Genomic DNA, 13,893 nt, shown 5'->3' with positions numbered 1-13,893 from the left:
GCCTGTTGTGAATCCTTATTTCTGAACCACGATATTTTCCTGGGATGGATCGACATGCTGCAGTTGCAGCTTTTCAGTGGCGATCCGCTCAACCCGGCTGTGGTCGCCGAGCGCATTTTCTTCAAGGATCAGGTTGCGCCATTCGATGTCCAGCGCATCACGTTCCAGTACCAGTTGCTCACGCTGCGCCGTCAGAAGACGGGTGTGGTGGGCGGTGGTCACCACGGAAATCGCGGTGACGATAATAATAATGAACAAGCAGAGTGGCAGTTTCCCGTGTCGCAACAGATCGCTGCCGATCACGCCAGGCAAGGCATGGCGCTCGTTGCTTCCTAACGATCCGGTAACTTTGCTGAGGGTCTCCGTCACTCTGCCGATCATGCGTTCGTCCTTTCTGCTATACGCAGCACTGAACTACGGGCACGTGGATTTTCCGCCACTTCTTCTTCGCCCGGCATTAACTTGCCTAATGCTCGTAAATAACGACCGCCCAGTTTACTGAGTTGCGCTTCCGTCATCGGGATCCCTGCGGGCACCTGGGGGCCACGGCTTTGCTCGCGCATAAAGCGTTTGACCAGCCGATCCTCCAGCGAGTGGAAACTGATAACAGAAAGGCGTCCTCCCGGAGCCAGTACGTCAAGCGAGCCTTTTAGCGCCAGCTCGATCTCCTCGAGTTCACTGTTCACCCAAATGCGCACCGCCTGGAATGTGCGGGTCGCCGGGTGCTTAAATTTGTCTTTTACCGGGGTCGCTGCGGCAACCACTTCGGCTAATTCTTTGGTGCGAGTCATCGGCTGTTCACGATTGCGCTCAACGATGGCGCGCGCGATGCGTTTCGCGAAACGCTCTTCGCCATAGGCTTTCAGTACCCAGGTGATGTCGCTCTCTTCTGCTGAGAGCAGCCATTCGGCGGCAGATTGCCCGCGAGTCGGGTCCATACGCATATCCAGCGGCCCGTCGCGCATAAAGGAGAAACCGCGCTCTGCGTCGTCAAGCTGCGGTGAAGAAACGCCAAGATCGAGAAGGATGCCGTCGATCTTCCCCTGAAGATCGCGGTCACGTGCGTAGTCCGCCAGCGCAGAAAACGGACCATGCACAATAGAAAAGCGCGGATCGTCGATCGCGTTTGCGGCTTCAATAGCCTGGGGATCGCGATCGATCGCCATCAGCCTGCCTTCCGGCCCAAGCTGGGACAAAATCAAACGCGAGTGACCACCGCGACCAAACGTGCCATCGATGTAGATGCCATCAGGACGAATATTCAGGCCGTTAACGGCCTCGTCGAGTAGCACCGTTTTATGTTTATAATTTTCCATCATTTTTTATAAGGACAAATCCTGCAACCTCTCTGACATCACTTCAGTAGAGGACTGCTCTGCGTCTATGTCTTCCTTGACCCGTTGATACCAGATCGTTTCGTCCCACAGCTCAAATTTATTGAACTGCCCGACCAGCATCACTTCTTTGGTAAGTCCGGCGTGCTGCCTTAACACAGGGGTTAACAGCAGGCGTCCGGCACTGTCCATCTGACATTCACTGGCATGCCCTAACAGCAGCCGTTGCACACGGCGCTCGTTGGGGTTCATGCTCGACAGACGCGATAGCTTTTGTTCAATCACTTCCCATTCAGTAAGCGTATAAAGCAGCAGGCAGGGGTGATGGATGTCGATGGTGCAAACCATCTGACCGGCAGCGGTCTCGATCAGTTGTTCCCTATAGCGGGTAGGCACGGATAACCGCCCTTTACTGTCGAGGTTTACTAACGAAGCGCCACGGAACATGCCAGCCTCACCCTGTTAAGCCCCTTTCCACCACAATATCCCACAAATTCCCACCTTAGGGAGTTTACGGAGCGGAGGAAAAGCTTGTCAAGCCAGCACCAGGGCTGGAATTAACAAATTATCCGTTCCACAGGAGGAGAAGAGCTAATTTAAAAAGCTGCGTTTAAAGCGAGGCAAAATTAACGTCATGAATATTTGTAAGAAAAACGACGAATAAACCGGGTGGGGTAAAATCGTCTATTTACGTACAAAAAAAATACAAAGTGCCGAGTTTGCGACGCGAGCGGCATTTTAAGGCAAATCATGTGGGCTGAACAGCGGCTCCTGCCGTTCGGCTGTGTGAATCATTCTGGATCGCGGTAAGAATAAAGTTATTTAACCGCCGCTTATTGTTCGCCACATGTTACAAAATGCTTCAAAGGAAATATTAATTTACTGCTTATCGCATATTAATCCTTCGTTTGAAGCCGTTATTTAATAATTTAAGAAATACGTACTTTAAGTACGGAATAATCCGAATATTAAAAAAGGCAGCCTGGGCTGCCTTTATCAGAAAATTAACGACGGCTTAGACTGCCGCGTTTAAACAGATTACGCTTTATCCGCGTGAGACCCGGTTTTGGTTTGCGCGGCTCATCAAGGCTTGCCAGCACCAGTTCAAGGACACGCTCGGCCACATCACGATGGCGTTGCGCCACTGCCAGTACCGGACATTGCAGGAAATCGAGCAGTTCATTATCCCCGAAGGTGGCGATAGCCAGATCGGTCGGCAAACGGCCTTCGCGTTTCAACGTCACATCCATGACGCCTTGCAGCAGGGCAAATGATGTCGTGAACAGCGCCTGCGGCATTGGATGGGTTTCCAGCCATTTCTCGAAAAGCTGCCCAGCGGCTTCTCTTTCATAGCTGTTGGCATACAGGTAATGCACTTCCCTGGGATCGTCTTTCCACGCGGTGCGGAACCCCTGCTCGCGTAAAAAGCTAACCGACAGTTCCGGCAGCGCCCCCATATACAATACGGTTTGCGCCGGGAATTTACGTAATTCACCCGCCAGCATTTCTGCATCGTCCTGATCGGCGCCCACTACGCTGGTAAAGTGCTCGCGATCCAGGGCGCGATCCAGCGCGACGATGGGGAATGAATTATTCGCCCAGCGTTGATAGAACGGGTGTTCAGGCGGTAAGGAGGTAGAAACGATAATGGCGTCAACCTGGCGCTGTAAAAGATGTTCAATACAGCGCATCTCATTATCAGGTTGATCTTCTGAACAGGCGATCAGCAGTTGATAGCCACGCTGCCGGGCCTGACGTTCGAGATAATTGGCAATTCGCGTATAGCTGGTGTTTTCAAGATCGGGGATCACTAAGCCGATCGAGCGCGTCCTGCCTGCGCGCAATCCCGCCGCCACCGCGTTTGGGTGGTAGTTATGCTCACGCACGACCGCCATCACTTTTTCGACAGTTTTATCGCTCACACGATACTGTCGGGCTTTTCCATTAATGACGTAGCTCGCCGTTGTGCGCGATACCCCTGCCAGTCGCGCGATTTCATCCAGTTTCACAATTGCCCCTTAGTGAATGACATACTCCATAGCCTTATTAGGGTTATAGCAAAATCCATAACATCTAAACGCAGAATAATACCCTGAGCAACTGCTTTTGCGCGCACTTGCTGGCATTCAGGCAAAAAAAAGCCCGGTGAGTCATGCCGGGCCCGTTTATTCATTTATGTTTCGCGTTACCGCATAATCTTATCACCGCGCGACAGCCCGACAACACCGGAACGCGCCACCTCGACGATTTTCGCCACATCGCGGAGGGTGGCGAGGAACGCGTCCAGTTTATCGCTGGTGCCAGCCAGTTGTACGGTATACATCGATGGCGTCACATCAATAATAGAACCACGGAAGATCTCGGTGTTGCGTTTGACTTCATCGCGGCCATAGCCGCTGGCCTGAATCTTCACCAACATGATTTCACGTTCGACGTGAGCGCCCTGCCCCAGTTCGTTCACGCGCAGCACATCAACCAGCTTGTGCAGCTGCTTTTCGATCTGCTCAAGAACTTTGGCATCGCCCACCGTCTGGATGGTCATGCGCGACAGCGTAGGATCTTCCGTCGGCGCAACGGTAAGGCTTTCGATGTTATAGCCGCGCTGGGAGAACAAGCCAATCACCCGTGATAATGCGCCCGATTCGTTTTCCAGTAACACAGATAGTATCCGGCGCATGCTTATGTCCTCTCCGTTTTGCTTAACCACATTTCATCCATCCCGCCGCCACGAATATGCATCGGGTAAACGTGCTCAGTGCCGTCCACGGTGACATCGACAAACACCAGGCGGTTATTGCGCACCTGCTCCAGGGCTTCACTTAATTTGCTTTCCAGTTCATCAGGGCGGGTAATGTTGATGCCGATGTGCCCGTAAGCCTGTGCCAGGCGAGCGAAGTCCGGCAGTGATTCCATATAAGATTGCGAATGGCGGCCGGAATAAATCATGTCTTGCCACTGCTTCACCATGCCGAGATAGCGGTTGTTCAGGTTTAGCACCAGCACCGGTAGCTCATATTGTAGCGCGGTAGATAGTTCCTGAATGTTCATCTGGATGCTGCCATCCCCGGTCACGCAAATCACCGTTTCATTCGGCAGGGCCAGCTTGACGCCCAGCGCCGCAGGTAAACCAAACCCCATGGTGCCGAGGCCGCCGGAGTTTATCCAACGACGCGGTTTATCGAATGCATAATAAAGTGCAGCAAACATCTGATGCTGCCCAACGTCAGACGTAACATAGGCGTCGCCGTGAGTTAAACGGTGAATGGTTTCTATCACCGCCTGAGGTTTAATACTCTCACCGGTGGTGTTATAGCTCAAGCATTTGCGCGCACGCCAGACTTCAATTTGCTGCCACCAGTCGCGGATATCATCCAGCGCCTGCGCGCTTTCTTCCTGCTCCAGCAGTTCCAGCATCTGTTCCAGCACCAGCCCCGCATCGCCCACGATGGGAATATCCGCAGACACTGTTTTAGAAATAGACGCCGGGTCGATATCGATATGCAGCACCGTGGCATTCGGGCAGTACTTCGCCAGATTGTTGGTGGTGCGGTCATCAAAGCGCACGCCAACGGCAAAAATGACATCGGAGTGGTGCATCGTCATATTGGCTTCGTAAGTACCATGCATGCCCAACATGCCTAACGACTGACGATGCGAGCCGGGAAACGCGCCCAACCCCATTAAAGAAGAGGCGACCGGCAGGTTGAGCTTTTCAACCAGGCGGCGTAGCTGCGCGTCACAACCCGAATTGATCGCGCCGCCGCCCACATACAGAACCGGTTTTTTCGCGGCGAGCAGCGTCTGGAGCGCGCGTTTGATTTGGCCCTTATGCCCCTGGGTGGTGGGATTATAAGAACGCATGCTGACGGAGTCGGGCCAGACGTACGGCATCTTTTTCGCCGGGTTAAGAATATCTTTCGGCAAATCGACCACCACCGGGCCTGGACGGCCGCTTGCGGCCAGCCAAAAGGCTTTCTTCAGTACGGTCGGGATGTCTTCGGTTTGCTTCACAAGGAAGCTGTGCTTCACCACCGGGCGGGAAATCCCCACCATGTCGCATTCCTGGAAGGAGTCATAGCCAATCAGCGATGTCGCCACCTGGCCGGAGAGCACAACGAGTGGAATCGAATCCATATAAGCAGTAGCGATGCCGGTAATGGCGTTGGTCGCCCCAGGACCAGAGGTCACCAGCACCACGCCCACTTCACCGGTGGCGCGAGCCAGACCATCCGCCATGTGTACGGCAGCTTGCTCATGCCGCACCAGTATATGGTCAATCCCGCCAATCGTATGCAGCGCGTCATAGATATCCAGCACGGCCCCGCCGGGGTAGCCGAAAACCTGTTTCACGCCCTGGTCGATCAGCGATTGAACCACCATCTCGGCTCCAGACAACATCTCCATCATTTGCCTCCAGGTTTTTGTTTTCTTTCAACGGCGGAAATCATATTCTCGCCGTTGCGATGCGCTTTATGATTTCTCATAACATAACCGCTCGGGATCGGGCAGGCAATTGAGCCGCCATTGCGGCCGCCGTAACGCTTTTTTTCGGTTTAGCGGGCAAATCACGCGCAATTGCGAGAAAGCTCTGGAAGAAGCGAATGTTATGGCGGGATATTTTATAAGTGTTGAAGATTACAGCGAGAGATCAAGTAAAACGGCAAGAGAAAACGGCCTCAAGGCACGACAGGATAAATAACCAGAATTGCGTTAAAAAACAGGAAAACCGAATGGTTTCCCATTCGGCCTTTATTAATAATCTTATTTCTTACAGATTCTGATCAGCAACTCTTCCATCCACTGATGGCCTTTGTCGCGCCCCGCCGCTTCATGCCAGGACAGATAGCATGTACGGCGATTGAGTTCTAAGGGCAGCGTCAGAATATCCAGGCTCAGGGTTGCAATAAACTCTTCTGCCAGCCAGCGAGGCGCAATGGCGACCAGATTGGTTTGCGAAACCACATTCAGGACGCTGGTCATGGCCATTCCTTGATAAGCGATAACGCCCTGTTTTTCGGTGGTGTCATACCAGGGCGCGCTAAATGAACCAAAACGCTCTAACGCGACAACCGCATGTTGTTCACGGTACACGCCCTGTTCATTCGTAAAATCTTTTTTCCGGGGATGTGATTTACTGCACACCAAAACCATCTCATCCTCAAATAACGGCACGCAGGAAAACTCTGGTCGCCGGAAAACATCATAGCTAATAACAAATTCCGTTTCCTGATAGCGCAACTGATGTTCGATATTTTGATTCAGGGATGATTTAAATGCCAAATGAATATTAGGGGCAATATTCGTCACACTGTTATAAATAATTGACGTTAAGAGATTATCTAACGGGCTGCATACGCAGAGGTTAAATAAGCGCTCGCTGCTTAGCGGTTCGAAACCGGATCCGGGCAGTTCATTTTGCACTAACTGCAACGCCTGGCGGATGGAACCGAAAAGCTGGCATGCGCGCATAGTTGGCTGAATACCGCGCCCATAACGCACAAAAAGTTCGTCATTAAACATCACCTTAAGACGGGAAACTGCATTACTGACCGCTGGCTGTGACATCCCCAGCAGGTGCGCTGCACGGGTGATATTCTGTTCCTGCATAACGGCATCGAAAACGGTCAATAAATTGAGGTCTACCGAGCGCAATTGCGGTTTTAATCCCTCAGTTATGGGAAAATGTTCAATATGATTATCAGGCATAAACCACTCCAATGATACATTGTTGCCCTTCCTGGCAACCTTATTGGAACGCACTCTGTTGCGCATTCAGGAAAAAACGGTGACAACTTATAAATAATGCAGTGACAGGTTTATTTGTACAATTCCCGTGGGTAACCTTCACCATTTACGAACAGAGTACAAAATTCCACTCTCAGTCCAGTTTTCTACTCACGGATGATTTTGTCACGAGCGATAATCAAAACATAATCTATGAAAATTCTCAATAATTCACCGGGTGAATTATCATTTTAGGAATATTAAAATATCGCATTCATTAATCCTCTCCGTTTCACACAAGCCATTAACAAACAACTCGCCCGGTGGCGTTAGAAATATCTTAAAATATAATAAGTTCGTAATAACCCGGTTCTATCACTAATAAAAATTCTTATTTCCTCACAGGTTAGATAAGTATCCTGCGTCACAAAAAAAAGATTTTCATGCGCCTTCTACCTGCAAAACAATTGATCGTGTTTTTTTGTGTTTTTTAGCACATTACGCTAAATATAAATTTTGTGAATTTCTCAGCCTGCACTTTCGACCTTGTGAAAGAAAGGTTGACACCTCTTTATGAATCAAGTACCACTAAAAGCATCTTAACGAATTCTGGAGTCTGATTGATGATTCGCACCGTTCGCCTACTCGGTCTACTACTACTCAACGCATCTCTGCGCGGTAGACTGTTGGGCGGCATTCAGCGATAGGTTGGATCAGGCCACAAGAGAAAACGAACCCGCGCACTGCGCGGGTTTTTTTATGCTCGTCGCAGGCGCAGAAAACTGAAATAAGGACCGTATTCATGAGCCAGCAAGTCATTATTTTCGATACAACATTACGTGATGGTGAACAAGCGCTGCAGGCCAGCCTGAGCGTGAAAGAGAAGCTGCAAATCGCACTGGCCCTGGAACGTATGGGTATTGATGTAATGGAAGTTGGTTTTCCGGTTTCCTCGCCGGGCGACTTTGAATCCGTCCAGACCATCGCCCGTAATGTGAAAAACAGCCGGGTCTGTGCACTGGCACGCTGTGTAGAAAAAGACATAGATGTGGCGGCAGAATCCCTGCGCGTGGCCGAAGCATTTCGCATTCATACCTTTATCGCCACTTCGCCGATGCACATCGCCACTAAACTGCGCAGTACACTGGATGAAGTGATTGAGCGCGCGGTCTATATGGTGAAACGTGCGCGCAACTATACCGACGACGTTGAGTTTTCCTGTGAAGATGCGGGCCGCACGCCAATTGACGATCTGGCCCGCGTGGTAGAAGCCGCTATCAACGCCGGTGCGAAAACCATTAACATTCCCGACACCGTGGGTTACACCCTGCCTTTTGAATTCAGCAACATTATTACCGGCCTGTACGAGCGCGTACCGAACATTGATAAAGCCATCATTTCCGTTCATACCCACGACGATTTAGGCATGGCGGTCGGCAACGCGCTGGCAGCCGTGAACGCGGGCGCACGCCAGGTAGAAGGCACCCTGAACGGCATCGGCGAGCGCGCGGGCAACTGTGCGCTGGAAGAAGTCATCATGGGGATCAAACTGCGCCAGAACCTGCTGAACGTGCATACCCATATCCATCATCAGGAGATCTGGCGTACCAGCCAGACCGTCAGCCAGATCTGTAACATGCCCATCCCGGCCAACAAAGCCGTTGTCGGCAGCGGCGCATTCGCCCACTCCTCCGGTATCCACCAGGATGGCGTGCTGAAGAACCGCGAAAACTACGAAATCATGACCCCGGAGTCGATTGGCCTGAACCAGATCCAGTTGAACCTGACTTCCCGCTCTGGCCGCGCCGCCGTGAAACACCGTATGGAAGAGATGGGCTATCACGAAGGGGATTACAACCTGGATAACCTGTACGACGCCTTCCTGAAACTGGCAGACAAGAAAGGCCAGGTATTTGATTACGACTTAGAAGCGCTGGCGTTCATTAATAAGCAGCAGGAAGAGCCGGAGCATTACCGTCTGGATTACTTCAGCGTGCAGTCCGGTTCTAACGCCATGGCAACCGCATCCGTGAAGTTGATTTGCGGTGAGGAAGAGAAAGCCGAAGCCGCTAACGGCAACGGTCCGGTAGACGCCGTGTACCAGGCGATTAACCGTATCACCGAATACGACATCGAACTGGTGAACTACCAGTTGGGTGCCAAAGGCCAGGGCAAAAACGCGCTGGGCCAGGTGGATATCGTGGTGACCTACAATGGCCGCCGCTTCCACGGCGTAGGCCTGGCGACGGATATCGTCGAATCTTCTGCTAAAGCGATGGTGCATGTCCTGAACAACATCTGGCGCGCCGCCGAAGTCGAAAAAGAATTGCAACGCAAAGCTCATAACAAAGAACACAATCAGGAAACCGTGTGATGTCGAAAAATTATCATATTGCTGTTTTGCCGGGTGACGGTATTGGCCCGGAAGTGATGGCGCAAGCCCTGAAAGTACTGGAAGCCGTTCGTAGCCGTTTCGATATGCGTATCTCCACCAGCCACTACGACGTGGGCGGCGTGGCGATTGACCGTCACGGTAATCCGCTGCCGCAGGCCACGGTAGAAGGCTGCGAGCAGGCCGATGCGATCTTATTCGGCTCGGTGGGCGGCCCGAAATGGGAGCATCTGCCCCCTGCCCAGCAGCCGGAGCGCGGCGCGCTGCTGCCGCTGCGTAAGCACTTTAAGCTGTTCAGCAACCTGCGTCCGGCGAAACTGTACCAGGGTCTGGAAGAATTTTGCCCGCTGCGCGCGGATATCGCCGCCAACGGCTTCGACATCCTGTGCGTGCGTGAATTAACCGGCGGTATCTACTTCGGTCAGCCGAAAGGCCGCGAAGGCCAGGGCATGCACGAAAAAGCGTTTGATACCGAGGTGTACCACCGTTTTGAGATCGAACGCATCGCGCGCATCGCTTTTGAATCGGCCCGCAAGCGCCGTAAAAAAGTGACCTCGATTGATAAAGCCAATGTGTTGCAGACTTCACTGCTGTGGCGCGAGATCGTCAACGAAATCGCCAATGACTACCCGGACGTGTCGCTGTCGCACATGTATATCGACAACGCCACCATGCAGTTGATTAAAGATCCGTCCCAGTTTGACGTATTGCTGTGTTCCAACCTGTTCGGCGACATCCTGTCCGACGAATGCGCGATGATCACCGGCTCAATGGGGATGCTGCCTTCCGCCAGCCTGAACGAGCAGGGTTTCGGCCTGTATGAACCGGCGGGCGGCTCGGCACCGGATATCGCCGGGAAAAACATCGCCAACCCGATCGCCCAGATCCTGTCGCTGGCGCTGCTGCTGCGTTACAGCCTGAACGCGGGCGATGCTGCCGACGCCATTGAACGCGCCATTAACCGTGCCCTGGAAGAAGGTGTCCGCACCAGCGACCTGGCGCGCGGCGACAAGGCAACCAGTACTGATGAAATGGGCGATATCATTGCCCGCTATGTCGCCGAAGGGGTGTAATCATGGCCAGCACGTTGTACCAAAAATTATTTGATGCCCACGTGGTGTATGAAGCAAAGGACGAAACGCCGTTGCTGTATATCGACCGCCATCTGGTGCATGAAGTCACCTCCCCGCAGGCGTTTGACGGCTTACGCGCTCACGGTCGCCCGGTGCGCCAGCCGCGTAAAACCTTCGCCACCATGGATCACAACGTCTCGACGCAGACCAAAGACATCAACGCCTCCGGCGAAATGGCGCGCATCCAGATGCAGGAACTGATCAAGAACTGCAACGAATTCGGCGTCGAACTGTATGACCTGAACCACCCGTATCAGGGCATTGTGCACGTGATGGGCCCGGAGCAAGGCATCACCCTGCCCGGTATGACCATCGTCTGCGGCGACTCCCATACCGCCACTCACGGCGCGTTCGGCGCGCTGGCGTTCGGTATTGGCACCTCGGAAGTGGAACACGTGCTGGCGACCCAGACCCTGAAGCAGGGCCGCGCCAAAACCATGAAGATTGAAGTCAAAGGCACCGCCGCGCCGGGCATCACCGCCAAAGACATTGTCCTGGCGATTATCGGTAAAACCGGTAGCGCAGGCGGTACGGGCCATGTGGTGGAATTCTGCGGCGACGCGATTGCGGCATTGAGCATGGAAGGCCGTATGACCTTGTGCAATATGGCGATTGAGATGGGTGCCAAAGCGGGCCTGGTCGCGCCGGATGACATCACCTTCAACTATGTGAAGGGCCGTCTGCACGCGCCGAAAGGCAAAGACTTTGACGATGCCGTCGAGTACTGGAAAACCTTTAAAACCGATCCCGACGCGGTGTTCGATACGGTGGTGACGCTGGACGCCGTCGACATCGCGCCGCAGGTCACCTGGGGCACTAACCCCGGCCAGGTGATCTCAGTTACCGATCGCGTGCCGGAACCGGCTTCCTTTGCCGACCCGGTGGAACGCGCCTCGGCGGAAAAAGCACTGGCCTATATGGGCCTGCAGCCTGGCGTACCGTTGACCGAAGTGGCGATTGATAAAGTATTTATCGGCTCCTGCACCAACTCGCGGATTGAAGATCTGCGCGCCGCGGCGGAAATCGCCAAAGGGCGCAAAGTCGCGCCGGGCGTTCAGGCGTTAGTGGTGCCGGGTTCCGGTCCGGTTAAGGCCCAGGCGGAAGCAGAAGGTCTGGATAAAATCTTTATCGAAGCCGGTTTTGAATGGCGTTTACCGGGCTGCTCCATGTGCCTGGCGATGAACAACGACCGTCTGAACCCGGGCGAGCGCTGCGCTTCTACCAGCAACCGTAACTTCGAAGGCCGTCAGGGCCGTGGCGGCCGCACTCACCTGGTCAGCCCGGCAATGGCGGCGGCGGCGGCGGTAACCGGTCATTTCGCCGATATCCGCACACTGAAATAAGGAGCATCACCATGGCAGAAAAATTTACTCAACATACCGGCCTGGTGGTTCCACTGGATGCGGCCAACGTAGATACCGACGCGATTATCCCGAAGCAGTTCCTGCAAAAGGTCACCCGCACCGGCTTTGGCGCACACCTGTTTAACGACTGGCGTTTTCTCGACGATAAAGGTGAAGTGCCGAACCCGGAGTTTGTGCTTAACTTCCCGGAATATCAGGGCGCGTCGATTCTGCTGGCGCGGGAAAACTTCGGCTGCGGTTCCTCGCGTGAACACGCGCCGTGGGCGTTGACCGATTACGGTTTTAAAGTCGTCATCGCCCCAAGCTTCGCGGACATTTTCTACGGCAACAGCTTTAACAACCAGTTGCTGCCGGTGAAACTGAGCGATGAAGAAGTCGATGAGCTGTTTGCGCTGGTGCAGGCTAATCCGGGCATTCGTTTTGAAGTGGATCTGGAAGCGCAGGAAGTGAAAGCGGGCGACAAGCGGTATGCCTTCACGCTGGATGCGTTTCGTCGTCACTGCATGTTGAACGGGCTGGACAGCATCGGCCTGACCTTGCAGCATGAAGACGCGATTTCCGCATACGAGCAGCGCCAGCCGGCGTTTATGAACTAATAAACAATGCCGGGCGCACTGCCCGGCATTTTTTTAGACGTCTTTTACCCGCGACGTGATCAGCAGGGTAAAAATGCCCATCCCCGCCACCGCCCAGTACACCGCATAGTGCCCGAAGCTTTCCACCAGCGCGCCCTGAATCACCCCCGCCAGGATCACCCCGGTTGAAATGCTATTGGTGAACAGCGTGGTCGCCGATCCCGCCCTCCCCGGCATCAGGTCCTGAAACCAGATCATGCCGATCGCCGCGATAATCCCGATAAACACCGCGTTAAAAATTTGCAGCATCAGCAGCGCCTGCTGGCTCTGGAACAGCAGCAGGCCGATATAGAACAGAATGGCGGAAACCACTGCCAGCAGCATGATCCTCCGCTTACCGACGCGCTTCACGTAATAGCCCGCCAGCAGCATCACCGGGATTTCCAGCCCGGCAGCGGTGCCCATCAGTACGCCCGCCAGCTTATCCGGCAACCCCAGCTCGCTGCTGATCCACAGCGGCATATCGATAAAATACATGGTGTTGCAGGTCCACATCAGCACCGAGGCGATAAACAACAGCCGCACGTTTTTATCCTGCCAGCCGCTCACCTGGGTTAACGCCATATCAGTTTGCAGCGTTTCGCGCGGGACCGACGGCAGCGCCAGCGCAATCACGATGAGGCTCAGAAAAAAGATCAGCCCGGCAAACAGGAACATAGTGGTAAAGCCGTAATTGAGCGCCAGCAAAAACGCCAGCGGCGGCCCGATGACCCACGCCAGCGACAGCTGCGCACGCATCACCGAACTGAACATCACCGCTTCGCGCGCCGAGCTGTCGGCGTATTCCCGCGCCAGGGCAAACAGCTGCGGCATGGTGGTATTCGCCAGCGCAGACAGCAGCACCCCGGCGGTGATCAGCGTCAGGTAATGGCGGGTAAAGGCAAACAGCACGCAGTTGGCGATGGCCATCAGGCAGCAGAACATAATCAGTTTGCGCCGGTCGCCCTGGGCATCGGAACGCTTCGCCAGCCAGAGGCTCACAACGATCCCGGCCAGGGCGTTGACGGTGTAAAACAGTCCCACCCAGAACGGGCGCACATCCACTTCCCGGCTTAAAAACAGGCTCAGCGTCGGGGCCTGCAATGCGCTGGCAACGCCCACCATAAAGGCGACGCCCATAAACGCCATATAGACCCAGTTCAACCGGCGACTGCGCGTTAAAAACCACTGCATAAGGTGCATCCTTTCATGAAAGAAAAGCTTATACACTAAATCATTCGAACTGCATCGAGGCGGCAACTGAGCGAAGCCCCAGGAGCTTACATAAGTAAGTGACTGGGGTGAGTGAAGGCGGCCAACGAAGAGGCAGTT

Annotated in this window: 13 protein-coding genes; 5 read left to right on the top strand and 8 right to left on the bottom strand. The window is 53.8% G+C overall.

Going from position 1 to position 13,893, the window contains the following annotated elements; translation table 11 throughout:
• Positions 1 to 15 precede the first annotated feature (15 nt).
• The 7 genes from ftsL to leuO all read right to left on the bottom strand — a co-directional run bounded on the left by ftsL (position 16) and on the right by leuO (position 7,040).
• Positions 16 to 381 carry a cell division protein FtsL gene (gene ftsL / locus ACVV26_RS03495; protein ID WP_183170203.1) on the bottom strand — a complete coding sequence of 122 codons (366 nt, stop codon included), beginning with the start codon at positions 379 to 381 and terminating at the stop codon, positions 16 to 18.
• The gene (gene rsmH / locus ACVV26_RS03490) at positions 378 to 1,319 is read right to left on the bottom strand and encodes a 16S rRNA (cytosine(1402)-N(4))-methyltransferase RsmH (protein ID WP_474800018.1); all 942 of its coding nucleotides are present in this window, start codon (positions 1,317 to 1,319) and stop codon (positions 378 to 380) included. Before rsmH ends, ftsL begins: the two co-directional genes overlap by 4 nt.
• A 3-nt stretch (positions 1,320 to 1,322) precedes the next feature.
• On the bottom strand, positions 1,323 to 1,781 hold the full coding sequence (gene mraZ, locus ACVV26_RS03485) for a division/cell wall cluster transcriptional repressor MraZ (RefSeq protein WP_474800016.1): 459 nt from the start codon (positions 1,779 to 1,781) through the stop codon (positions 1,323 to 1,325).
• Positions 1,782 to 2,338: 557 nt separating this feature from the next.
• Entirely contained in the window at positions 2,339 to 3,343 is a 1,005-nt protein-coding gene (gene cra, locus ACVV26_RS03480) for a catabolite repressor/activator (protein ID WP_312980599.1), read from the bottom strand.
• 176 nt (positions 3,344 to 3,519) lie between these two features.
• Entirely contained in the window at positions 3,520 to 4,011 is a 492-nt protein-coding gene (gene ilvN / locus ACVV26_RS03475) for an acetolactate synthase small subunit (RefSeq protein WP_474800015.1), read from the bottom strand.
• Between the two features lie 2 nt (positions 4,012 to 4,013).
• Positions 4,014 to 5,738, bottom strand: coding sequence for an acetolactate synthase 3 large subunit (ilvI, locus tag ACVV26_RS03470; protein ID WP_474801711.1), 1,725 nt, complete (start codon positions 5,736 to 5,738; stop codon positions 4,014 to 4,016).
• 357 nt (positions 5,739 to 6,095) lie between these two features.
• Complete coding sequence (gene leuO, locus ACVV26_RS03465; RefSeq protein ID WP_474800013.1) at positions 6,096 to 7,040, bottom strand: transcriptional regulator LeuO; 945 nt, start codon at positions 7,038 to 7,040, stop codon at positions 6,096 to 6,098.
• Between the two features lie 641 nt (positions 7,041 to 7,681).
• Between leuO and leuL the strand changes: the two genes are divergently transcribed.
• The 5 genes from leuL (at position 7,682) to leuD (ending at position 12,543) form a co-directional block, all read left to right on the top strand.
• Entirely contained in the window at positions 7,682 to 7,765 is an 84-nt protein-coding gene (gene leuL / locus ACVV26_RS03460; protein WP_121497546.1) for a leu operon leader peptide, read from the top strand.
• 95 nt (positions 7,766 to 7,860) lie between these two features.
• Positions 7,861 to 9,432 carry a 2-isopropylmalate synthase gene (leuA, locus tag ACVV26_RS03455; protein ID WP_312980596.1) on the top strand — a complete coding sequence of 524 codons (1,572 nt, stop codon included), beginning with the start codon at positions 7,861 to 7,863 and terminating at the stop codon, positions 9,430 to 9,432.
• Positions 9,432 to 10,523: a 3-isopropylmalate dehydrogenase gene (gene leuB / locus ACVV26_RS03450; protein ID WP_474800012.1), complete on the top strand. Its 1,092-nt coding sequence runs from the start codon at positions 9,432 to 9,434 to the stop codon at positions 10,521 to 10,523. The genes leuA and leuB overlap by 1 nt, the downstream gene beginning before the upstream one ends.
• 2 nt (positions 10,524 to 10,525) lie before the next feature.
• Positions 10,526 to 11,926 carry a 3-isopropylmalate dehydratase large subunit gene (gene leuC, locus ACVV26_RS03445; RefSeq protein ID WP_474800011.1) on the top strand — a complete coding sequence of 467 codons (1,401 nt, stop codon included), beginning with the start codon at positions 10,526 to 10,528 and terminating at the stop codon, positions 11,924 to 11,926.
• An 11-nt stretch (positions 11,927 to 11,937) separates the two neighbouring features.
• The gene (gene leuD / locus ACVV26_RS03440) at positions 11,938 to 12,543 is read left to right on the top strand and encodes a 3-isopropylmalate dehydratase small subunit (RefSeq protein WP_254487712.1); all 606 of its coding nucleotides are present in this window, start codon (positions 11,938 to 11,940) and stop codon (positions 12,541 to 12,543) included.
• A gap of 33 nt (positions 12,544 to 12,576) precedes the next feature.
• On the opposite strand, the gene ACVV26_RS03435 is transcribed toward leuD, so the two are convergent.
• Positions 12,577 to 13,755, bottom strand: a complete 1,179-nt coding sequence (locus ACVV26_RS03435) for a sugar efflux transporter (RefSeq protein ID WP_474800010.1) — start codon at positions 13,753 to 13,755, stop codon at positions 12,577 to 12,579.
• Positions 13,756 to 13,893: the final 138 nt, after the last annotated feature.

This window comes from Atlantibacter sp. MEI4A-1023 (genome assembly GCF_056155425.1).
The sequence above is the reverse complement of the archived record's forward strand: the minus strand, read 5'-3'. Positions and strand labels throughout refer to the sequence as shown.